The organism is Streptomyces sp. NPDC032721 (assembly GCF_055579625.1).
Genome location: NZ_JBVIMX010000002.1, coordinates 386,140 through 408,212, shown reverse-complemented (window position 1 = coordinate 408,212; position 22,073 = coordinate 386,140). Strand labels below are relative to the sequence as shown.

General features: G+C 71.5%; 20 protein-coding genes. 13 read left to right on the top strand and 7 right to left on the bottom strand.

Going from position 1 to position 22,073, the window contains the following annotated elements; all coding sequences use genetic code 11:
* Positions 1–32: 32 nt before the first annotated feature.
* From ACZ5PB_RS08025 to fabF, 4 genes are all read left to right on the top strand, one after another.
* Entirely contained in the window at positions 33–953 is a 921-nt protein-coding gene (locus ACZ5PB_RS08025; RefSeq protein ID WP_468688808.1) for an ACP S-malonyltransferase, read from the top strand.
* 13 nt (positions 954–966) lie between these two features.
* Positions 967–1,998, top strand: a complete 1,032-nt coding sequence (locus ACZ5PB_RS08020) for a beta-ketoacyl-ACP synthase 3 (protein WP_468688806.1) — start codon at positions 967–969, stop codon at positions 1,996–1,998.
* A 77-nt stretch (positions 1,999–2,075) separates the two neighbouring features.
* On the top strand, positions 2,076–2,324 hold the full coding sequence (locus ACZ5PB_RS08015; RefSeq protein WP_468688805.1) for an acyl carrier protein: 249 nt from the start codon (positions 2,076–2,078) through the stop codon (positions 2,322–2,324).
* Positions 2,325–2,409: 85 nt separating this feature from the next.
* The gene (gene fabF, locus ACZ5PB_RS08010; RefSeq protein ID WP_468688804.1) at positions 2,410–3,678 is read left to right on the top strand and encodes a beta-ketoacyl-ACP synthase II; all 1,269 of its coding nucleotides are present in this window, start codon (positions 2,410–2,412) and stop codon (positions 3,676–3,678) included.
* Positions 3,679–3,763: 85 nt separating this feature from the next.
* On the opposite strand, the gene ACZ5PB_RS08005 is transcribed toward fabF, so the two are convergent.
* Positions 3,764–5,290, bottom strand: coding sequence for an outer membrane protein assembly factor BamB family protein (locus ACZ5PB_RS08005; protein ID WP_468688802.1), 1,527 nt, complete (start codon positions 5,288–5,290; stop codon positions 3,764–3,766).
* 100 nt (positions 5,291–5,390) lie between these two features.
* Positions 5,391–5,885 (bottom strand): DUF3145 domain-containing protein, encoded by a 495-nt coding sequence (locus ACZ5PB_RS08000; RefSeq protein WP_468688800.1) that lies wholly within the window; start codon positions 5,883–5,885, stop codon positions 5,391–5,393.
* Positions 5,886–6,214: 329 nt separating this feature from the next.
* On the opposite strand from ACZ5PB_RS08000, the gene ACZ5PB_RS07995 reads away from it, so the two are divergent.
* Entirely contained in the window at positions 6,215–7,165 is a 951-nt protein-coding gene (locus tag ACZ5PB_RS07995; protein ID WP_468688798.1) for an SGNH/GDSL hydrolase family protein, read from the top strand.
* Positions 7,166–7,218: 53 nt separating this feature from the next.
* On the opposite strand, the gene ACZ5PB_RS07990 is transcribed toward ACZ5PB_RS07995, so the two are convergent.
* On the bottom strand, positions 7,219–9,789 hold the full coding sequence (locus ACZ5PB_RS07990) for a beta-glucosidase (protein ID WP_468688796.1): 2,571 nt from the start codon (positions 9,787–9,789) through the stop codon (positions 7,219–7,221).
* A gap of 64 nt (positions 9,790–9,853) precedes the next feature.
* Between ACZ5PB_RS07990 and ACZ5PB_RS07985 the strand changes: the two genes are divergently transcribed.
* Entirely contained in the window at positions 9,854–10,438 is a 585-nt protein-coding gene (locus tag ACZ5PB_RS07985; RefSeq protein ID WP_468688794.1) for a TetR/AcrR family transcriptional regulator, read from the top strand.
* 36 nt (positions 10,439–10,474) lie between these two features.
* Here ACZ5PB_RS07985 and ACZ5PB_RS07980 read toward each other — a convergent pair whose 3' ends face one another.
* Positions 10,475–11,083, bottom strand: coding sequence for a LysE family transporter (locus tag ACZ5PB_RS07980; protein WP_468688792.1), 609 nt, complete (start codon positions 11,081–11,083; stop codon positions 10,475–10,477).
* A gap of 107 nt (positions 11,084–11,190) precedes the next feature.
* Between ACZ5PB_RS07980 and ACZ5PB_RS07975 the strand changes: the two genes are divergently transcribed.
* The gene (locus ACZ5PB_RS07975) at positions 11,191–11,460 is read left to right on the top strand and encodes a hypothetical protein (RefSeq protein ID WP_468688790.1); all 270 of its coding nucleotides are present in this window, start codon (positions 11,191–11,193) and stop codon (positions 11,458–11,460) included.
* Entirely contained in the window at positions 11,457–11,861 is a 405-nt protein-coding gene (locus tag ACZ5PB_RS07970) for a PIN domain-containing protein (protein WP_468688788.1), read from the top strand. The genes ACZ5PB_RS07975 and ACZ5PB_RS07970 overlap by 4 nt, the downstream gene beginning before the upstream one ends.
* Positions 11,862–11,864: 3 nt before the next feature.
* On the opposite strand, the gene ACZ5PB_RS07965 is transcribed toward ACZ5PB_RS07970, so the two are convergent.
* Positions 11,865–12,653 carry an EI24 domain-containing protein gene (locus ACZ5PB_RS07965; RefSeq protein ID WP_468688786.1) on the bottom strand — a complete coding sequence of 263 codons (789 nt, stop codon included), beginning with the start codon at positions 12,651–12,653 and terminating at the stop codon, positions 11,865–11,867.
* Positions 12,654–12,831: 178 nt separating this feature from the next.
* On the opposite strand from ACZ5PB_RS07965, the gene ACZ5PB_RS07960 reads away from it, so the two are divergent.
* Both ACZ5PB_RS07960 and ACZ5PB_RS07955 read left to right on the top strand, forming a co-directional pair.
* Positions 12,832–15,456, top strand: a complete 2,625-nt coding sequence (locus tag ACZ5PB_RS07960; protein WP_468688784.1) for a M14 family zinc carboxypeptidase — start codon at positions 12,832–12,834, stop codon at positions 15,454–15,456.
* 109 nt (positions 15,457–15,565) lie between these two features.
* Entirely contained in the window at positions 15,566–16,771 is a 1,206-nt protein-coding gene (locus ACZ5PB_RS07955; protein WP_468688783.1) for a serine hydrolase domain-containing protein, read from the top strand.
* Positions 16,772–16,926: 155 nt separating this feature from the next.
* Here the strand turns inward: ACZ5PB_RS07955 and ACZ5PB_RS07950 are convergent, their stop codons facing one another.
* Together ACZ5PB_RS07950 and ACZ5PB_RS07945 are read right to left on the bottom strand one after the other, a co-directional pair.
* On the bottom strand, positions 16,927–17,355 hold the full coding sequence (locus ACZ5PB_RS07950) for an organic hydroperoxide resistance protein (RefSeq protein ID WP_468688782.1): 429 nt from the start codon (positions 17,353–17,355) through the stop codon (positions 16,927–16,929).
* 67 nt (positions 17,356–17,422) lie between these two features.
* The gene (locus ACZ5PB_RS07945; protein WP_468688780.1) at positions 17,423–18,445 is read right to left on the bottom strand and encodes an NADP-dependent oxidoreductase; all 1,023 of its coding nucleotides are present in this window, start codon (positions 18,443–18,445) and stop codon (positions 17,423–17,425) included.
* Between the two features lie 96 nt (positions 18,446–18,541).
* Between ACZ5PB_RS07945 and ACZ5PB_RS07940 the strand changes: the two genes are divergently transcribed.
* The 3 genes from ACZ5PB_RS07940 (at position 18,542) to ACZ5PB_RS07930 (ending at position 22,071) form a co-directional block, all read left to right on the top strand.
* A complete protein-coding gene (locus tag ACZ5PB_RS07940) occupies positions 18,542–19,177 on the top strand; it encodes a hypothetical protein (RefSeq protein WP_468688778.1) in 636 nt (211 codons plus the stop codon).
* A gap of 98 nt (positions 19,178–19,275) precedes the next feature.
* Positions 19,276–20,328: a rod shape-determining protein gene (locus ACZ5PB_RS07935; protein WP_468688776.1), complete on the top strand. Its 1,053-nt coding sequence runs from the start codon at positions 19,276–19,278 to the stop codon at positions 20,326–20,328.
* 81 nt (positions 20,329–20,409) lie between these two features.
* Positions 20,410–22,071, top strand: a complete 1,662-nt coding sequence (locus ACZ5PB_RS07930; protein WP_468688774.1) for a GAF domain-containing protein — start codon at positions 20,410–20,412, stop codon at positions 22,069–22,071.
* Positions 22,072–22,073 lie beyond the last annotated feature (2 nt).

Genomic DNA, 22,073 nt, shown 5'->3' with positions numbered 1-22,073 from the left:
AGAAGACGCCGACCACAAGAGAGAGTGTGAGGGTGCTCGTACTCGTCGCTCCCGGCCAAGGCGCTCAGACGCCCGGCTTCCTGACTCCCTGGCTCGAACTCCCCGGCGCTGGTGACCGCATCGCGGCCTGGTCCGACGCCATCGGGCTCGACCTCGTCCACTACGGCACGAAGGCCGACGCGGACGCCATCCGTGACACCGCCGTCGCCCAGCCCCTGCTGGTCGCCGCCGGTCTCCTCTCGGCGTCCGCCCTCGGCGACATCTCCTCGGCCGGCGCGGTCGCCGGACACAGCGTCGGTGAGATCACCGCCGCGGTGTTCGCCGGTGTGCTGACCGACGAGGCGGCGCTGCGTTTCGTACGTACCCGTGGACTCGGCATGGCCGAGGCCGCCGCGGTCACCGAGACCGGCATGGCGGCCCTGCTCGGCGGCGACCCCGCCGTGACGATCCCGCACCTGGAGAAGCTCGGCCTGACCCCGGCGAACGTGAACGGCGCCGGCCAGATCGTCGCCGCCGGTACGGCCGAGCAGCTCGCGGCGCTGGACGCCGACAAGCCGGAGGGGGTGCGCCGCGTCGTCGCCCTGAAGGTCGCCGGTGCGTTCCACACCTCGCACATGGCTCCGGCGGTCGCCGAGCTCGGCAAGGCGGCGCAGGACCTGGTCGTGTCCGACCCGGCCCTGACGTACGTCTCGAACGCCGACGGCCAGTCCGTCGCCGCCGGTTCCGAGATCGTCGCGCGCCTGGTCAGCCAGGTCTCCAACCCGGTCCGCTGGGACCTGTGCATGGAGACCTTCCAGGCGCTGGGCGCGACCGCGATGATCGAGGTCTGCCCGGGCGGCACCCTGACCGGCCTCGCCAAGCGTGCGCTCCCGGGGGTCAAGACCCTCGCGCTCAAGACCCCCGACGACCTCGACGCGGCCCGCGCGCTCCTCGCCGAGCACGCGACCGCGTAAGGAGCGAGCACCCATGTCGAAGATCAAGCCCAGCAAGGGCGCCCCGTACGCGCGCATCCTCGGTGTCGGCGGCTACCGCCCCACCCGGGTCGTGCCCAACGAGGTGATCCTCGAAAAGATCGACTCGTCCGACGAGTGGATCCGCTCGCGCTCCGGAATCGCCACCCGCCACTGGGCCTCCGACGAGGAGACCGTGGCGATGATGTCGATCGAGGCGTCCGGCAAGGCCATCGCGGACGCCGGGATCGCCCCGGAGCAGATCGGTGCGGTCATCGTCTCCACGGTCACGCACTTCAAGCAGACCCCCGCCGTGTCGACGGAGATCGCGCACAGGATCGGCGCGGGCAGGCCCGCGGCGTTCGACATCTCCGCCGGATGCGCCGGCTTCGGCTACGGGCTGACCCTGGCCAAGGGCATGATCGTCGAGGGCAGCGCCGAGTACGTCCTCGTCATCGGCGTGGAGCGGCTCAGCGACCTCACCGACCTGGAGGACCGCGCGACGGCCTTCCTGTTCGGCGACGGTGCGGGCGCGGTCGTGGTCGGCCCCGCCCAGGAGCCGCACATCGGTCCCACCGTGTGGGGCTCCGAGGGCGACAAGTCCGAGACCATCAAGCAGACGGTGGCGTGGGACGACTTCCACGCCGGCGATGCCTCGAACCTGCCGCTCGACAGCCTCGGCGCGGTCAAGTTCCCGGCCCTCACGCAGGAGGGCCAGGCGGTGTTCCGCTGGGCCGTCTTCGAGATGGCGAAGGTCGCCCAGCAGGCGCTGGACGCCGCCGGGATCTCCGCGGACGACCTGGACGTCTTCATCCCGCACCAGGCCAACATGCGGATCATCGACTCGATGGTGAAGACCCTCAAGCTGCCGGAGCACGTCACGGTCGCCCGTGACATCGAAACCACCGGCAACACCTCGGCCGCCTCGATCCCGCTCGCAATGGAGCGGCTCCTGGCGACCGGGCAGGCGAAGAGCGGCGACACCGCCCTCGTCATCGGCTTCGGGGCGGGTCTCGTGTACGCCGCGACGGTCGTTACCCTCCCCTAGGGCATTTGCTTCGGTTTCCTCCGGACAACGCCCACTCTTTGAACCCTCTGATACACACACACCGAAGGAGCGCCATCATGGCCGCCACTCAGGAGCAGATCGTCGAAGGTCTCGCCGAGATCGTCAACGAGATCGCCGGCATCCCCGTCGAGGACGTCCAGCTGGACAAGTCCTTCACCGACGACCTGGACGTCGACTCGCTGTCCATGGTCGAGGTCGTCGTCGCCGCCGAAGAGCGTTTCGACGTGAAGATCCCGGACGAGGACGTCAAGAACCTCAAGACCGTCGGCGACGCCGCGAAGTACATCCTGGAGCACCAGGCCTGATCAGGCCCCGGCTGCTCGAAGTGTCGCCACCCGGCGGTGGCGCCGGTAAAAAACTTCCCCCTCTACACGTGGAGAAAGAATTCCTGTGAGCCCGACCAATCGCACCGTGGTCGTCACCGGTATCGGCGCAACAACCCCGCTGGGTGGCGACGCCGCATCGACCTGGGAGGGTCTGCTGGCAGGCCGGTCCGGCGTAAGCCCCCTGGAGGGCGAGCGCTTCGCCGAGCTTCCGGTACGCATCGCCGCACAGGCGGCCGTGGACCCCTCCGAGGTGCTGCCCCGTCCGCTGGCCCGCAAGCTGGACCGTTCCGCGCAGTTCGCGGTCATCGCCGCGCGCGAGGCCTGGGCCGACGCGGGCTTCACCGCCAAGGCCGGTGAGGACGAGAACATCGCCCCCGAGCGGCTGGGCGCGGTCGTCTCCTCCGGCATCGGCGGCATCACCACCCTGCTCGACCAGTACGACGTGCTGAAGGAGAAGGGCGTACGCCGCGTCTCCCCGCACACCGTCCCCATGCTCATGCCCAACGGCCCGTCCGCCAACGTCGGCCTGGAGATGGGCGCCCGCGCGGGCGTGCACTCCGTGGTCAGCGCGTGCGCGTCCGGCGCCGAGGCGGTCGGCTACGCGATCGAGATGATCCGCTCCGGCCGTGCCGACGTCGTCATCGCCGGTGGTACGGAAGCGACGATCCACCCGCTGCCGATCGCCGCGTTCGCCAACATGATGGCGATGTCGAAGAACAACGACGAGCCCGAGCTGGCCTCGCGCCCCTACGACACCGCCCGGGACGGCTTCGTCCTCGGCGAGGGCGCCGGCATCGTCGTCCTGGAGTCGGCGGAGCACGCCGCCGCGCGCGGCGCGAAGGTCTACTGCGAGGCCGTCGGCCAGGGTCTGTCCTCGGACGCCCACCACATCGCGCAGCCCGAGCCGACCGGCCGGGGCATCGCCGCCGCCCTCCAGCAGCTGCTGGACTCCACGGGCCTGGACCCGGCCGAGATCACGCACCTCAACGCGCACGCCACGTCCACCCCGCAGGGCGACGTCGCCGAGATCAAGGCGCTCCGCAAGGTGCTGGGCGACGACCTCGACCACGTCGCGGTGTCCGCGACCAAGTCGATGACCGGTCACCTGCTGGGCGGTGCGGGCGGCATCGAGACGGTCGCCACCGTCCTGGCCCTGCACCACCGCACGGCCCCGCCGACCATCAACGTCGACGACCTCGACCCGGAGGCGGCGGAGGCGGACATCGTCCGCGACAAGCCGCGCGCACTGCCGGCCGAGGGCACCATCGCCGCGCTCAACAACTCGTTCGGCTTCGGCGGCCACAACGTGGTGCTGGCGTTCCGCACGGTCTGACCGGCAGACAGGTACGCACAAGGCCCCGCCCCGTGTTCCGGGGGCGGGGCCTTGTGCGTACGACGACTAAGGGCGGGGCCTTCCGCTACTGGCGGACCGCGAACAGCCGGGATTCGGCGGTCGTGCTGCTGCTGATCGTGCTGCTGCTGTCGATGACGACCAGGGTGCCGTCGGAGGCGGTCAGCAGTTCCGCGCTCCTGGGCTTCGGGGCGGCCTTGCCGAGGATGGGCCGGGCGGCCTGGATCGTCCTGCCGGTACGGGCGTCGAGCGTGCTGAGGAAACCGGCTTGCGTGGAGGTGGACAGCACCGTCAGCCGCCGCCCGTCGCCGGTGGCGCCGATACCGCTCACCCCGTCCGGGAGCCGCTTGATCCACTTGCGGGAGCCGTCGGCCAGCGAGAATCCGCCGAGCCACAGGGCAGACCCCTCCCTCGGCGTGCTCACCGCGCTGACCAGCAGGCCGCCGACGACCTGGGTGCCGTCGGAGCTGAGGTCGCCGCGGGGCCCCGACAGGGGCAGCACCGCACCGGCGCGCCCCCGGTCGTCGTACACCAGGTACCCGTCGATGCCCCGCTTGTCCATTTCCTTCATGCGCAGCACGACCGGGTCGGCGGAGACGAAGTGGCTGAAGACCCCGCGCGTCTCGACCGGCAGCCTGCTGCGCCAGAGCTGCTTCCCGGTGGCGGCGTCCAGGGCGATCAGATGGCTGACCACCTGGTCGCCGACATAGCTCGTACGGCACTCCTCGACGAACAGCACCCGCTTCGCGGACCCGGCCAGCGCGTTGGCCTCGCACTCCTTGGCGACCGGCCGCAGCCAGCGGGGCTTCCCGGTGGCGAGGTCGTGTCCCCGTACGCCCCTGGAGTCCACGACGGCGGCCGTCGTGTCGGCGAGGGCGGTCAGGCCCGGCTCCGTGGTGGAGTCGTCCGCGCGCTGCACCACCGGCTGCTGCCAGCGCGTCGCACCGGTGGCCAGGTCCACCGCGGCCAGTACGGTGCACGGCCTGCCGTGCTTGGCGTAGCCGATCAGACCGACGCCGCCGACGGTACGGACGCTCCTGGCGCACACCGAGTGTCGGACCGGCGGCGGGGTGTGCCAGCGCCGCCCGCCGTCGGTGGCGGAGACGGCGGTGAGGCCGTCGTCGCGGACCCGGACGACGTTCTGGCCCGCCATCCAGGTACGGAAGTCGCTGTTGACGACGCCCCCCGCCCGCGGCGGCTCGGGCGCGGTGAGCCACCGCACGGTGTGGGCGCTGCCCGGGTACGCGGCGGCCCAGGCGCCCGCGGGCCACAGCGAGGCACCGATGCCGACGAGCAGCAGCGGGACGATCCACCAGGCGCGCTTGCGGTGTTCGCTGGCCTCGCCGTTCTCCGGCGACGGCACCACGAGGCCGATGAACGCCAGCACCGCGATGAGCACGGCGATGATCCCGAGGACCGTGAACGCGTGCGCCCAGCCGTCGACGGCACCCGAGCCCGGCAGGCAGTTGGCCCCCTGACAGATGCCTTCCACCTTCTCCAGCCGGGAGTCCTCCCGGTGGAACATGATCGCGGCGCCGACGAGGCCGCCCGCGAGAACGACAGGGGCCGATCCGGCCACCCCACGAAAACGCACTTCCCTTACCCCCCACAGGTAAAAGTTCCTTCAACTGTGGGCGGAATCTATCCCGTCGGGGTCGTCCGTGATCACGCGGGCCGCGCTCGGATCCGGCGGATCAGACGACCTGGTGGAGCCAGCGCACCGGGGCGCCCTCTCCCGCGTACCGGAAGGGTTCGAGTTCGTCGTCCCAGGGCTTGCCGAGGAGCTGGGAGACCTCGGCCTCCAGATCGCTCTCGCCGCGCACCGAGCGGGCGAGCGCGGCGCGCAGCCGGTCCTCGGGGATGAGGATGTCGCCGTGCATGCCGGTGACGGCGTGGAAGATGCCGAGCTCGGGGGTGGAGCTGTAGCGCTCGCCCTCGGCGGTCGGGCAGGGTTCGGCCGTCACCTCGAAGCGCAGCATGTCCCAGCCGCGCAGGGCGGACGCCAGCTTGGACGCCGTACCCGCACTGCCCTGCCAGGAGAATTCGGATCTCCAGGTGCCGGGCGCCGCCGGCTGCCTGATCCAGTCGAGACCGACTCGCACGCCGAGCACGGAACCCACCGCCCATTCGACATGGGGGCACATCGCGCGCGGCGCGGAGTGGACGTAGAGAACTCCACGTGTCGTCACCGGGACCTCCTGCTGTGTGGGTCGAGGTTCGCCTTCACCAGCGGCCTCGTGCTCCCTGGCCGTGCGGTCGAGGTGACACGCCTGGCCGGCTCCCGAGGTTGTCAACAGTAAACAGCATCGGGAGTGAATCTCCTGAAAAGGGACAGTATGTGACGTCATGTAATTTACCGGTACGGGAGGGGCGGGGTACCGGCGGTGGTGCCGTGGGGCAAAAGCTACCGTGCGGCGTGCGCCGGGGTGTGACGTACTGTCGGTCCGGGGGCGGGGAATCGCCGGCTTTTCCGGGGATTCCCGGACGTACACACCGCCGCGCGGAGGGAAGCACAGGCATGCGGGACAGCGGTCGGAACGCGGCACGGGTGCGCCGGCGCGCGGGGGGCGTGGCCGCGGGGGCGGTGGTGGGCGCGTTGCTCGCGGTGGCGGGGTGCGGGGGCGGGAACTCGTCGGACACGCGGCCCCAGGGCGAGCGGCGCACTGCGGCCACTCCTACACCGACGGCCACTCCGACCCCCCGCCCCACTCCCACTCCCACGTGGGACCGGTCGCCGTCCTCGCTCGTTGCCGTCGGCGATTCGATAACACGTGGGTTCGACGCGTGTTCGGTACTGGCCGACTGTCCCGAGGCGTCCTGGGCGACGGGTACGAACGCGTCGGTGAACAGTCTGGCGGTGCGGCTGCTGGGGCCGCAGGGGGCGGCGCAGCGCAGCTGGAACCTGGCGGTGTCCGGCTCCCGGATCTCCGACCTGCCGCAGCAGATGGCGCGGGCGGCCGCGCATCGGCCGGAGCTGGTCACGGTGATGACCGGGGCGAACGACGCCTGCCGGAGTTCGGTGTCGGCCATGACCTCGGTGGCGGACTTCCGCGCCTCCTTCGAGAAGGCACTGCGCACGCTGCGCGCCGAACTCCCCCGGACGCAGGTGTACGTGGCGAGCGTCCCGGACCTCAAGCGGCTCTGGTCCCAGGGCCGGGGCAACCCGCTCGGCAAGCAGGTGTGGGCGCTGGGGGTGTGCCCTTCGATGCTGGGTGACGCGGAGGCGATGGATGCGGCGGCGGTGGCCCGGAGGGGGGCGGTGCGGGAGCGGGTGGTGGGGTACAACGGGGTGTTGCAGTCGGTGTGCGCCAAGGACAGGCACTGCCGGTACGACGGCGGGGCGGTCTTCGAATACGCCTTCGGCGCCGGGCAGTTGAGCCAGTGGGACTGGTTCCACCCGAGCATCAACGGCCAGTCCCACCTGGCGGAACTCGCCTACCGGGGCGTCACGGGCCCCAAACCCCTCTGACCCCGGGCGCCCCACCGCGCCCCTGAGTGTTCAGGGGCGCGGGGAACCGGGAGTCAGGCCTGGGCCCGCAGCATGGTCGTCAGCATGGGGGCCGTGAGGGAGCGCGAGGCCTGGACCTCGTATGCGCCCTCCACGTACGACCACGCCCCGGCCTCCTCGTCCCAGATCTCGAACACCCTGCGCGGCAGCTCGACCCGCACCTCGACCGTCTCCCCCGCCGCGGCCTCCACACTCGCGAACCCGGCCAGCCAGCGGTCCGGCCGCTCCACCGGGTCCGCCGTCGGTGCCAGGTAGAGCTGGACCACCTCACGGCCGGTGCGCTCGCCCGTGTTGCGGATGCGGACCGTGGCGTGAGTGCCGTCGGTGTCGGTGGACACCGTCAGGGACTCGTAGTCCCAGGTCGTGTAGCCGAGGCCGTGGCCGAAGGGGTACGCGGGCGCCGTGCCCGCCTTGTCCCACGCCCGGTAGCCGATGAAGACGCCCTCGGTGTAGTGGAGTCGGCCGTCCGTCGGGGTGACCTCCGTGACCGGGACGTCCGCGAACGCGACCGGCCAGGTGGTGGGGAGCCGGCCGCCCGGCTCCTCCTTGCCGAGCAGCACGTCCGCGAGCGCCGCGCCGCCCTCCTGGCCGGGGAACCAGCTGAAGAGGACCGCGGCGACGTCGTCGCGCCACGGCAGCTCCACCGGGGAGCCGGAGTTGACGATGACGATCGTGCGGGGGTTCACGGCCGCGACGGCGGACACCAGGTCGTTCTGGCGGCCGGGGAGTTCGAGGTTGGTGCGGTCGAAGCCCTCGGATTCGACCCGGTCCGTCGTGGCCACCACGACCACCGCGGCGTCCGCGCCCCGCGCCGCCTCCACCGCCTGAGCGATCAGCGCGTCCTCGTCCTGCTGCGGCGCGAGGTGGGTGAGCGAGAACATGATCGCCGTGAGCGGCGAGCCGGTGTTCTTCAGGACGGTGTGGTGCAACGAAACGTCGATCGTCTCACCGGCGGCGAGGGTGCGGCGGCCGCGCTCCGTCGGGGCGCCGAAGAACGCCTCGAAGGGGTCGGCGGCGGCACTCATGCCCTGGACGTCGTCGTAGACCTTCTCGCCCGCGAGGGTCATCGCGAAGTGGCCGATGCCCCGGGTGCCGAAGGCGTGCTCGCCGCTCTCGCGGGCCGTGAAGGTGCCGGTGACCTCGACGGAGTGGAGCGCGGCGTGGGTGACGCCGGCCGGGAGGTCGTCGCCGATCCACTGGACCTGGCCGTTGGGCAGGGTGCCCTCGCCCAGGACCGCGCCGGACTCGTCCCGGCAGATCGCGCGGAGGGTGAACCCCTTGTCGGCGACGGCCAGTTCGTCGCTCGGGTCGGCGCCGACGGAGTAGGAGACGGTGCCCTCGGGGAGGGCCGCCAGCAGGCCGTCGAGCGGGGCGACCACGCGCTCCGGGAAGACCGTCGCGGAGCCGCCGCCCAGGACGCGGGCGTCGCGGGCCGCCGCGCCGCTGAGGGCCAGTTTGCGTACCGACGCAGGGTTCAGGGGGAGTGCCGCCTCGTCGTTCTTGACCAGGACGAAGGCCCGGTGGGCGACCTCGCGGGCGACCGCCTGGCCGTCCAGGGCCGCGGGCAGCTCGCTGACCACGGCGGGGGCGCCGTCCAGGATGCCGACGCGGGCGGCGAGCCGGAGCACGTTGCGGACCGCGTCGTCGACCAGCGCCTCGTCGACGTCGCCCGCGCGGACGGCGCCGGCGAGCGGCTCGCCGTACACGGTCTTCGGGCCGGGCATCGCCACGTCCAGGCCGCCCTCGATGTCGCCCTTGGTGGAGCGGGCCGCCATCCAGTCGGAGACGTTGATGCCGTCGAAGCCCCACTCGCCGCGCAGCACCTCGTTCACCAGGTAGCGGTGCTCGGTCATCGTGGTGCCGTTGACCTGGTTGTAGGCGGTCATGATGCCCCACGGGTGGGCGTTCTTGACGATGGCCTCGAAGGGGGCCAGGTAGAGCTCGCGCAGCGGGCGCGGGGCGATGACGCTGTCGACGGTGAAGCGGTCGGTCTCCGCGTCGTTGCCGACGAAGTGCTTGACGGTGGTGCCCACCCCGCCGTCCTGGACGCCGCTGACGTAGCCGCTGCCGATCTCGCCGGTGAGGTACGGGTCCTCCGAGTAGCACTCGAAGTGGCGTCCGCCGAGCGGCGAGCGGTGCAGGTTGACGGTGGGGGCGAGGAGGACGTGCACGTTCTTGCGGCGGGCCTCCTGGGCGAGCAGCCGGCCGGCCCGGCGGGCCAGCTCCGGGTCCCAGGTGGCGGCCAGCGCGGTCGGCGAAGGAAGCGCGATCGACGGGTCGTCGGCGGTCCAGCGGACGCCGCGCACACCGATCGGGCCGTCGGACATCACCAGCGACTTCAGGCCGATCTCGGGGAGCGCGGGCAGCGTCCACATGTCCTGGCCGCCCAGGAGCCGGGCCTTCGCGTCGAGGTCCAGCTTGCCGAGGGCCGCCTCGACCGCCTGCTCACGGAGCTGTTCGTCCTGCTGGGCGCTGGTGGACCGGTTGGTGGACTCGCTTGCCACGGCCGTACCTCCTCGTTGGGACCTGCTGTTCACCCCATATGTACTCCCGATACCTGTGAACCGGTAGGCTTTGTGACTCATTCGTGATGTGACGGCATGGCGTACCGTCCTGACCAGCGAGTTCATCGGGGAAGGGGTACGCACGATGGCAAGAGCCAGGAGTGAGGAGCGGCGCGCGGAGATCCTGCGCGCGGCCTTCGAGGTCATCGCCGAGCGCGGCTACCGGGGGGCCTCGCTCGCCTCGGTGGCAGAGCGCGTGCACCTCACCCAGCAGGGCCTACTGCACTACTTCCCCACCAAGGAAGCCCTGCTGGTCGCGGTCCTGGAGGAGCGCGACCAGTGGGACACCGGCGGGGTGGGGCTGAGCGCCCAGGCCTGGCGGCTCGACCTGCTGGACTCGCTCGTCGAGTACAACGCGATGCGCCCCGGCGTCGTACAGACCTTCTCCGCCCTGCTCGGCGAGAGCGTCACCGACGGGCACCCGGCGACGGACTTCTTCACCCACCGGTACGCGGCCGTGCGCGAGGGCATGGCGCTGGCGCTGCGCGCCGAGTTCGGGCAGCGGCTGCCGGGCGGGCTGACCCCCGAGCAGGCGGCGCCGCTGGTGGTGGCGGTCATGGACGGGCTGCAGTTCCAGTGGCTGCACGACCCGGAGTCGGTCGACATGCCGGGGGCGTTCCGGAACTTCCTGGGGCTGCTGCGGGGCGGGGCGGGGACCGCCGGGGCGTGACGCGGCCTCCCGCCCCGCCGAGGAGCCGGGGAGGGGTCAGCGGGCCAGGCCCAGGGTCACACCGAGGCCCACGAGGACCGAGCCGATGCCCCGGTTGAGCGCCTTCTGCCGGCGCAGCATCGCCGCGCGCAACCTGCCGTCCGAGAAGAAGAGGGCCACCAGCGCGAACCAGCCGAAGTGCGCCGCCGACATGAAGAGCCCGTACCCGGCCTGCTGCCACAGCGCCGTGTCGGGGCCGACGACCTGGGTGAAGGTGGAGACCACGAAGAGGGTGGTCTTCGGGTTCAGGACGTTCGTCAGGAAGCCCGCGCGCATCGCGCCGAGCGGGGACAGTTCGCGCTTGCCCTCCAGGTCGACGGCGAGCTCGTCGCGGGCGAAGAAGGTGCGGATGCCGATGTAGACGAGGTACGCGGCGCCGAGCAGCTTGATCGCGGTGAACAGGGCGGTGGACGAGGCGATCAGCAGGCCGACGCCGAGCATGGTGTACGTGACGTGGACCAGGACACCGGCCGCGACCCCCGCCGCGCCGAGCAGGCCGGTCGTACGGCCGTAGAGGTAGCTGTTGCGGACCACCATGGCGAAGTCGGCGCCGGGACTGATGACGGCGAGGACGGTGATCAGGGCGACGGCGAGAAGTTCGGTCATGGGGGTGATGCTCCCGGCAACACCCGTGCTGATCAAGGGACTTCCGGATGCCGGGCGGGCTCTTTGGATGGTCGGCGCGGTAGCATGGTTGGTGCTACTGTCGTTCCATGAGTGGAACCACACGCAAGTACTCGGTCAGCATTCCGGAAGACCTGGCGGAGACGGTACGGGCGAAGGTCGGGCCCGGCGAGTTCTCGGCATACATCACGGCAGCACTGCGCCAGCGCGTCGCGATGGAGCGGCTGTCCGAGCTCGTCGACGACCACGAGGCACGGCACGGGGCGTTCTCCGAGGCCGAACTGGCCGAGGCCGACGCACTGCTCGGTGGCGGCGCCGCCGACGGTGCCCAGCACGAGGGTGAGCGTTCTGCCGCATGACCGCACCGCTCATCGGAACCCTGGTCCTCGACTGTCAGGGCCTGTCGAAGCTCGTCGGGGACGACCGTGAAGTGACCGCGCTGGTACGGCGTGCGCGCGACCACGGAGCCCGTGTCGTCATCAGCGCGATGACCGCGGTGGAAGCCCGCAATCCGAAGATCAAGCAGCCTCGGTTCGACTGGGTGCTCTCCCGTATCGAGATCGAACCGGTCACCGAGGACACCGCACGCGCGGCCTGCGCACTGCTGGCGGCCGCCGGTCTGCACGGTCACAAGTACGCCATCGACGCGGTCCTCGTCGCCACCGCGCTCCAGCAGCCGGGGCCCGTGGTCGTTCTCACCTCCGACCCCGACGACCTTCAGGTCCTGAGCGACCGGAGGCTGCGCACCGTCAAGGTGTGACCGTCAAGGCGTGAGGGGCGCGCCGTCCGGTACCGGCCCGTCCAGCGACGGCTCGTCCAGCATGTCCCGCACCATCAGCGTCGCCCCCGCCACCGCGCCCGGCATCAGGAAGACCGCCACGAACGGCACCAGGAACGCCAGGGTGAGCGGCACTCCGAAGCCCAGCACCAGCGCCCGCCGCCTGCGCAGCAGTGCGAGCCGCTTCTTGAAGTCGACGTTCCTGCGCTGGAGGGCCACTGCCGTCAGCTCCTCCGCGAGGAAGAAGCCCGAGACGCAGAAGCCGAGGACCGGGACCACGGTCTGGCCGATAACCGGGATGAATCCGCAGGCGAACAGCAGGATGCCGAAGAACAGGACGCGCAGCAGGACGCGCACGCTGTCCCGCGCGGAGATCCACAGCTCGCGGACGAGCGGCAGGCCCGACTCGGGCGCGCTCCCGTCGGGGGACCTGGAGCGGTCGACACGCTCGGAGAGGGTCTCGTAGAAGGGCTGGCCGACCAGCAGGGTGACGGCGGTGAAGGTGATCACCGCGAGGAACAGGGCCAGGCCGAAGAGCAGGACGCGCAGCAGCCCCCGGAATATCGTCAGCCAGGTGTCGCCCCAGTCGTCGGCGAAGGGTGTCACCCAGCTGACGAAGTCGCCGGACCAGGTCACCAGGCCGACCAGCGCGGCGAGGTACAGCACGAGCGTGACGAGTCCGGGCAGCAGCCCGAACCCGTAGCTGCGGCCGTGCTGCGCCATCCACTGCTGGCCCTTGGCCAAGTACTTGAAGCCCGTACCGAGATCACTCATGGGCCCCACCCTAGGGGCCTCCTCGACGTACCTCAGCCTCGTACCGGGCCGGGCGAGGGGCTCGCCGCCCGGGTGCGGAGTTGCCTCCTGGGCCCCAATACCCCCTTGTGAAGCGGATAGTTGGGAGATAGACCTTCGCGTAGCCGTCTTCCGCACGCCTTTGGAGGTACGTACGCGCATGGGTCCCACCAGAAACCGCATTCCCAGACCGGTCCTCGTCGGTGTCGCCGCACTCACCGGTGCGGTCCTGCTCGCGCCCGCCCCCGCGGTCGCCGAGCCCGTGCCGGGCGGCCCGCGCGGTGACGGGCCGCCGCACTCCCGCGAAGGGGTCTCGGCGGCACAGGAGTTGAAGGACTCCCCGGCCGCGAAGGGCCCGGCCGCGTCGGCCGCCCGCGCGCTCGACGCCGCCACCGGTCAGGGTCTGCGGCACGACCTCGGGTATCCGCGCAGGACCGCGCTGCGGGTGCCCGCGCCCGACCCCGCCGACAAGTCGATCAAGCTGGGGCTGACCCCGTACCACGCGATAGCCCCGCAGCTGAACTCGCTCCAGAAGCTGGGCGACCGGGTCAGTGTGGAGATCGCCGGGAAGTCGGCGGGCGGGCACGACCTGTACCTGGTCACCGTGACCGCGCCGGAGAGCGCCGGGCAGGCGCGCGAGCAGGAGCGGATGCGCGAGAAGATCGAGAACTCGCCCGCAGACGCCGCCAGGGACCGGCGGATCAAGGACACGTACAAGACGCCGGTCTTCATCAACAACAACATCCACGGCAACGAGTGGGAGGGGACGGACGCGTCCCTGAAGCTGATCGAGGAGCTGGCGCGGGCGAACGACGCCAAGACCGGCAGGCTGCTCACCCAGAACCGGATATACATCAACGTCACGGCCAATCCGGACGGCCGAATAGCGGGCACCCGGCCGAACGCCAACGGCTTCGACATCAACCGGGACTTCATCACCGCCACCCAGCCCGAGGCGCGCGCGATCCGGCAGATCGCCATCGACAAGCAGCCCGCCGTCATGCTCGACATGCACGGCTATGTGAACGGCACGCTCATCGAGCCGACCACCCCGCCGCACGGCGAGAACTACGAGTACGACCTCTTCCTGAAGAACTCCTACGCCAACGCGCTGGGCATGGAGGCCGCCGTCAACGGCCTCGGCTACACGCCCGCCAAGGACGGCGTCGAACCGGTGGTCATCCCCTTCCGCGACCAGAAGGAAGGGTGGGACGACTGGCCGCCCGTCTTCACCCCGCAGTACATGCCCTTCCAGGGCGCGGTCGCCACGCACACCATCGAGATCCCGCTCCAGGTCAACAACGAGGAGTACGACACCCAGCCGGTCGCCGAGCTGCGCAGGCGCTCCGCAGTGAACAAGGACGTCGCGGGCGCGGCCATCAAGGCGGCGCTCGACTACACCGCCTCGCACCGCACCTCGGTGATCGCCGACCAGATCGAGACGTTCCGCCGGGGTTCGGTGGGCGCGGCGCAGGTACCGGTGTCGGAGGAGACCGTGCCGGGCGTGCCGGGCATCGGCCCGGAGGACGTCTACACGACGAAGTTCCCGCGCGCGTACGTGATCCCGGTCGGCTCCGGCGGTGGTCAGCGCTCCGGCGGGCAGCGCTCCGACGTGGCCGCCGCCCGGCTCGTCGACCACCTCGTCGCCAATGACGTGAAGGTGGAGCGGGCGCTGCGCGCCTTCCGGCTCGGCGGGAAGGACTATCCGGCGGGTTCGTACGTCGTCGACATGCGCCAGCCCAAGCGCGGCATCGCCAACGTGATCCTGGCCGAGGGCCGCGACATCAGTGCGGACGTCTCCGCGATGTACGACATCTCCGGCTGGAGCCTGGGCCTGCTGTGGGGCGCGAGCGTCGACAAGGTGATGGACGGGCGGCTGGACGTCAGGGGCCGCCCGGTGCACGCCGCTTCCCCGACCGGTTACGTCGCCCCGTGGGGCGACCTGCGGCTGCGACTGGACGACCCGAAGGAGATCACCGCCCTCAACTCCCTGCTCGCGGACGGGGTGAAGGTGACCCGGGCCGCCGACGGGACTGCTGTGGTGCCGGGTTCGGCGCGCTGGAAGGCCGTCCGGCTGGCGGACCGGCTCGGGGTGGCGTTCCACACCACCCGGGCCAAGGGCGTGGAGGCGATCCGGCGGACCCGGGTCGCGGCGGCCGTGACCCCCGGCGAACTGTTCGCGCTGCGGGAGATGGGCTTCGCGGTGACGCCCGTGTCGACGGACGTGCTGAACAAGGGATTCGACCTCACCTCGGTCGACACCCTCTACGTCTCGGCCGACCTGGCGTACGGAAAGCTGAACGCGGCGGCGAAGAAGGCCCTGGACGTCTTCCTCGCCTCCGGCCACGGTCTGGTCGGCCTCGGCGCCGACGGGGCGAGGTTCAACGCGGACGCGGGGCTGCTCGCCGCGAAGGCCGTCCAGGGCACCGGGGACGCCAACGGCGTGGTCCAGGTGGACAGTTCGGGCGCCAGCCCGGTGACCGCCGGGGCTCCGGCGCACACGTTCGTCTACTCGCCGATGTGGTTCACCGACCTCGGCAAGGGCGTCCGCACCGACCAGTCGTACGGGAAGGCGGGCAACAACCCGCTGGTCTCCGGGCACTGGCGCGCGGGCGAGGACGGCACCGGCGGCCCGAAGGACGCGGCGGGCCGGGCCTCGGTCGTCAGCGGTACGTCGGCGAAGGGCGCGGAGGTGGTCCTGTTCGGCACCGAGCCGCTGTTCCGGGCGCACCCCAAGGGCGAGTTCGCGCAGATCGCCCGGGCGCTGTACGTAACGGCTGGATGAACGGGCAGGTGAGAGCGGAATAGCGCGCGGCGGCGGTGGCTTGATCCCCGGTACAGGAACCACTCGGGCACCTCGTGCCACGGGCAACAACAGGGGAGCTGATCGAGCGATGAGCGAGATCGACGTACAGGCCACCGCCGTCCAGGGCACCGCCGTCAAGGACACGACCGTCCAGGGCACCGTCGCCGCCGGATACGAGGACGTCCGCGAGGAGTTCGCGGCCGCCCTCGCCCACCCGGACGAAGGCCCGGACCACGCCGCCCAGCTCGTCGCGTACGTACGCGGCGAGAAGGTCGTGGACCTGTGGGGCGGCCCGTACATCGGACCCGACTCGCTGACTCCGGTCTACTCGTCGACCAAGGGCGCCGCCCATCTGGTGGTGGCGCTCCTCGTGCAGGACGGAACGCTGGACCTGGACCGCACGGTGGCCTCGTACTGGCCGGAGTTCGGGGTGCACGGCAAGGACCGGCTGACGCTGCGCGAGCTGCTGGCGCACCGGGCCGGGCTGGTCGGCGCGGACACCGGGTTCAGTGCGGAGGAAGTGATCGACGACCGGCTGATGGCGGAGCGGCTGGCCGGGCAGCGGCCGTACTGGCGGCCCGGCACCGCCTTCGGCTACCACGCGTACGTCATCGCCGCACTGACCGGCGAGGTGGTGCGGCGGGTCACCGGCAGGACGGTCCAGGAGTGGTACGAGGAGCGGGTGCGCGCCCCGTTCGGCCTGGACTTCTACCTGGGCGAGCCCGACGAGGTCACGCCGCGCTTCCTGGACACGCTGCCGATGACGCCCACCCCGGCGCAGCAGGCCGAACAGGCGGCCAATCCGGTCGGTGCGCACAGCCTCGGCGGGATCGCGTTCAACCTGAACGGCAAGGAGCCCACCGACCTGGTGGCGACGGCCAATTCGGCCGCGAGCCGGAAGGCCTCTCCCGCGTCCTACGGCGGAGTCGCCTCCGCACGCGGCCTCGCGGGAATGTATCTGGCGATACTCGGCGGCGGACCCGACGGGGCACAGCCGCTGCTGAACGCGGACACCCTCGCCGAGTTCGGGCAGATCCACTCCGAGGGCATCGACCTGGTCGGCGGACAGCGCGCGGTCTTCGGGCTGGGCTTCGCGGCGGTCGCCGCCGACAAGTACCCGGTGCTCGGGCACGGCTCGATCGGGCACAGCGGCGCGGCGGGCTCCGAGGCCTTCGCCGACCCGCGCAACCAGATCGCGTACGGGTACAACCGGCGCCGGTTCGCCTACCCGGGCGGGGCCGCCCCGGAGAACGTGCACCTGATCCGGGCGCTGGTGCGGGCCGCGTCGGCGTAGTCCCGCGTCGCAGCACCCGTACGGCACTCGTACGGCACTCGTACGGCCCTCGTACGGCAACCGGCGGCACGGGGGTCCACCGGCGTCCCGGACGGGAGAGGGGCCGCCCCGGATCACTCCGGGGCGGCCCCTCCGCCTTCGTCGCGCTACCGTCGTCAGCCGACGGAGAGCTCGACCTTGATGTTGCCGCGGGTGGCATTGGAGTACGGGCACACCTGGTGCGCCTTCTCCACCAGGGACTTGGCGGTGGCCTCGTCCACGTTCGGGATGGTGGCCGAGAGGGCGACCTCCAGGCCGAAGCCGCCTTCCTCGGTCGAACCGATGCCGACCTTGGCCGTCACCGTGGAGCCGGAGATGTCGACGTTCTCCTTGCGGGCCACGACGCCCAGCGCGCCCTGGAAGCAGGCACTGTAACCGGCGGCGAAGAGCTGCTCGGGGTTGGTGCCCGCGCCGCTTCCGCCCATCTCCTTGGGCGGGTTGACGACCACGTCCAGCTTGCCGTCGTCGGTGGCGACGCGGCCGTCACGGCCGTTCTCGGCGGTGGCGACGGCGGTGTACTTGACGTCGATCTTGCTGATGCTCATGCGGGTGGATCCTCCTGCTTGGTTCGCCGCGACTCGCGCCCACGGATCGCGGCGGCTGCCAGCGAGCTTAGCGGGTGAGCGAGACGATCATCTTTCCGGTGTTCGCGCCGCGCAGCATGCCGAGGAAGGCCTCGACGTTGTTCTCGATGCCCTCGACAACGGTCTCGTCGTACTTGAGCTCACCGGAGCGGATCCAGCCGGAGACCTCCTCGACGAACTGCTTCTGCAGGTCGGCGTGGTCGGCGACCAGGATGCCCGTCAGGCGCAGCCGCTTGCCGATGACCATCATCATGTTGCGCGGGCCGGGGGTCGGCTCGGTGTCGTTGTAGCCGGAGATCGCACCGCACAGGGTGGCGCGGCCGTGCACGTTGAGCGCGCCGATCGCGGCTTCGAGGTGCTCGCCGCCGACGTTGTCGAAGTAGACGTCGATGCCCTCGGGGGCGGCCTCGCGCAGCTGCTGGGCGACCGGGGCGTCGTCCTTGTAGTTGAACGCGGCGTCGAAGCCGTACTGCTCGGTGAGCAGCTTGATCTTGTCGGTGGAGCCGGCCGAGCCGATGACCCGCGCCGCGCCCTTGAGCTTGGCCATCTGGCCGACCTGGCTGCCGACGGCGCCGGCCGCGCCGGAGACGAAGACGGTGTCGCCCGGCTTGAAGGAGGCCACCTCGAAGAGGCCCGCGTAGGCGGTGAGGCCCGGCATGCCGAGGACGCCGAGGTAGCTGGAGAGGGGGGCGAGCTCGGCGCTGACCTTGGTGGCGAAGTCGGCCTTCACATCGGCGTAGTCGCGCCAGCCGAGGTCGTGCAGGACGTGGTCGCCGACCGAGAAGCGCTCGTCGCCGGAGGCGATGACCTCGCCGACGGCGCCGCCGGTCATCGGCTTGTCGAGCTCGAAGGCGGGAATGTACGACTTCACGTCGTTCATCCGGCCGCGCATGTAAGGGTCGACGGAGAGGTGCAGGTTGCGGACCAGGATCCGGCCCTCGGCGGGCTCGGACACCGGGAACTCGACCAGCGAGAAGTCCTCGGGCACGGGCCAGCCGTTCGGACGGCGGACGAGGTGCCAGGCGTGGCCGGTGGTGGGGAGAGTGGTCATGGGGGTTCGGCCTCCGGGTCGGCGTACACAAAACTTTACGATCTGGATGAACCTTGCTCCTCAATGATTGAGATTGTCAAGTAAGTGAGGTGGATCATGGTGGGAGTGTCGGGTGGCGCGGGTGGGTCCGGCGGCGCGGGTGGGTCCGGGCCTTTCGGGCCGCAGGACTTCCAGCTCGTGCTGCTGCGCCGGATGGCCGACCACCAGCCGGGGCTGGCCGAGGACGCCCGGATCTCGATGGGCGTCTCGCTCACCGCGATGCGGGACGTGAACCGGCGCTGGCAGGCGATGGTGCGCTCGCCCCGGGCCCGCGACGCCGTGGCGCGTTACCACTCCGTGCTCGGCCGCCCGGAGACCGTCGTACGGCGCAGGATCGGCGACCTGGAGTGCGAGGCGCTGCTGTGGCGGCTGCCGCTCTGGCCGGACCTGCGGTTCGAGGCGATGTGCGGGCCCGACGGGCGGGTGTGGAACGAGTGGCTGGTGCGGGCGCCGGACTCCCCGTCCCCCGTACTGGAGTCGGCGGACGATCTGAGCCCCTGGTCGGCGACGGTGGACGAGGTGGCGCGGGCGTTTCCTCCCGTACGCATGCGGGACGGCGGCACTCCGCACCGCTCGCACCTGGAGGTGACGCTGCCGGGCGGGGAACGGCTGGTGGCGGAGTTCACCTGGGGGCTGTTGCAGCGTGTGCTGACGGTGGATGGGGAGGAGGTTCCGGGACCGGCGGCGGACTGACGCCCCGTGAGCCGGTGGTCTGGCGCTGCGTCAGCTCGCCTACCCCGTGCGGCGCATCCCAGCGCGCGGCAAGTCCGGGCCAACCGCACGATGCCACTATGACCGTCAGTCTTGAGCAGTTGCGCCGTTGCCATGTCGCCGTCGATCTGGGGGCCTCCCGGACCCGCGTGTTCGTGAAGGGGCTCGGTCTCGTGGTCGACGAGCCGAGCTGTGCCGCAGTCAACACCCGGACCGGGGCGCTCATCGCGGTCGGCGCGTTCGCGGAGAAGATGACCGGCCGCACCCCGGACTACATCCGGGTGGTGCGCCCGGTCTCCGGCGGCACCGTCGTCGACGTGGAGATGGCCCGCCGGATGCTCCGTCAGCTGCTCGGCGACAAGCTCCGCCGCCAGCTGCGCCGCAAGCCCGGCCTGCGGGCCGCCGCCAGCACCCCGCACGACGCGGATCCGCTCGCCCAGCGCGCCACCATCGAGACGCTGGTGGGCATCGGGGCCCGCAAGGTGGAGCTGGTGGACACCCTCATCGCGGCGGCGGTCGGCTGCGGGCTGCCCGTCGAGCAGCCGTCCGCCACGATGATCATGGTGTGCGGGGCTGCGACCACCCAGATCGCGGTCCTCTCGCTCGGCTCGATCGTCGCCGCCGAGCGGATCCCGGTCGGCGGCAACGCCATCGACCACGCCGTCATCCAGCACCTGCGCCAGGCGCACGAGCTGATGCTGCCCTCGCAGTCGGTACGTCCCCTGCAGCTCGCGCTCAGCGGCACCGGGCTCGCGGCCGGGGGCCCGGCCTCCACCGAGATCCACGGCCGGGACGTGGCGACGGGCCTGGCCCGTTCGGTGCTGGTCGACACGGCCGCCGTACGGCACGCCATCCACACACCGCTGACCGCCGTCGTCGACGGCATCGGCCGGATCCTGCGGGTCTGCCCGCCCGACCTGGTGGCCGACCTCGCGGACTGCGGGATCATGATGGTCGGCGGCAGCGCCCTGCTGCCCGGCCTGGACCAGATGCTGCGCGACTCGACCGGGATGCCGGTACGGATCGCGGAACGGCCGGATGTGTGCGCCGTACTGGGGCTCGGGGAGATGCTGGAGGGCAAGGTCAGTCCGATGGCACTGGAGCCCACGGTGGCCGAGTCCCGGCCGGAATGACAGCCAGAGCGACAGCCGGGCCCTGAGCGACCGAGCGACGGGGCCACGCACGGACGAGCGGCGGAAGGATCCCGGGACCCGATGCACGACGAGGTACGACACACCTCCCCCGGCCTTCCGCTCCTCCTCGACGCGGTCCTCAACGTCGGTACGGACCTGGAGCTGCGCGCCACCCTCCAGCACATCGTGGACTCCGCGCTCGAACTGTCCGGGGCGCGGTACGGGGCGCTCGGCGTGCTCGACGCCGAGGGCGGCCGGATCACCGAGCTCTACACGGCGGGGCTCGACGAGGAGGCCAGGCAGCGCATGGACCGGCTGCCGGACGGGCACAGTGGGCTGCTGGGCGTCCTGGTGCAGGAGCCGCGCCCGCTGCTCGTGCCGGACATCTCCGCCGACGTCCGGTCGGCCGGACTGCCGCCCGGCCATCCCTCCATGAACTCCTTCGTCGGTGTCCCGGTGAGGGTGGGCGCCACGGTCTTCGGCAACCTCTATCTGACCGACCGCCGCGACGGCACCGCCTTCACCCAGGACGACCTGTCACTGCTGCGGGTGCTCGCCGCGCAGGCCGGCATCTCGATCGGCAACGCCCGGCTGTACGAGACGGCGCGGCTGCGCGAGCGCTGGATCGAGGGCGCCGCCGCCGTCACCACGGCCCTGCTGCACGACGGCACCGTCTGCGACGCGCTGACGACCGTCGCGGAGAAGGCCAGGTCGCTGGCCGGGGCGGCGGCCGGGATCGTGCTCCAGCCGACGGAGTCCGGCGGGATGGAGATCGTCGCGGCGGCCACCGAGCCCGGCGACGACAGCGCGGACTACCTCGGCGTCGCGATCGCCCCCGGCAGCGCCGTACTGGAACAACTCCTGGGCGGGGAACCGGTGTTCGTGGCGGACTCGGCGACCGACGAGCGGATGACGACCTCGGTGCGGTCGCGGTTCGGCCCGAGCATGCTGCTCCCGTTGCAGAGCGGCGGCAAGCTCATCGGCACGCTGGCGCTGCCCAGGCGGCGCGGGGCGGCCCCGTACACGGGTGTGGAACGCCTGCTCGCCTCCCAGTTCGCCTACCAGGCCGCGATGGCGATGGTGCTGGCCGACGGGCGGGGCGCGCGCGAGCGCCTCGCGGTCTTCGAGGACCGGGACCGGATCGCGCGGGACCTGCACGACTTGGTGGTGCAACGGCTGTTCGCCACGGAGATGATGCTGGAGTCGACCCGGCGCAGGGCGGGGTCGGTCAAGGGGACCTCCGACGCGTCCGAGGCGATGGACGAGCTGCTGGGCCGGGCGGTCGACGAACTGGACTCGACCATCCAGGAGGTGCGCACCGCGATCTTCGCCCTCCAGCAGCCCCCTGCGGACGCCCCCACGACGGTCCGGGGCAAGGTCCTGAGGGAGACCGCGGGCGCGGGCACCCTCCTCGGCTTCGCCCCGTCGGTCCACTTCGAGGGCGCGGTGGACTCCCTGGTGGGACCCCCCGTCGACAAACAGCTGGTGGCGGCCCTGCGGAGCGCACTGGCGGCGGCCCACCGGCGGAGCGGGGTGACGTACGTGAGGGTGCGGGTCGACGCGACGGCGGTACTGGAGGACGGCCGGCCGGGGGTGCGGCTGACGGTCACGGACGACGGGGTGGGCGGGGGCGAGAACGGGGGCGGTGTCGGGAACGGGAACGGGAACGGCAACGGGACCAAGGACGCGGGCCCCGGCTCCGGCTCCGGCGGTACGACGGTGACCTGGCAGGCCCCGCTGTGAGC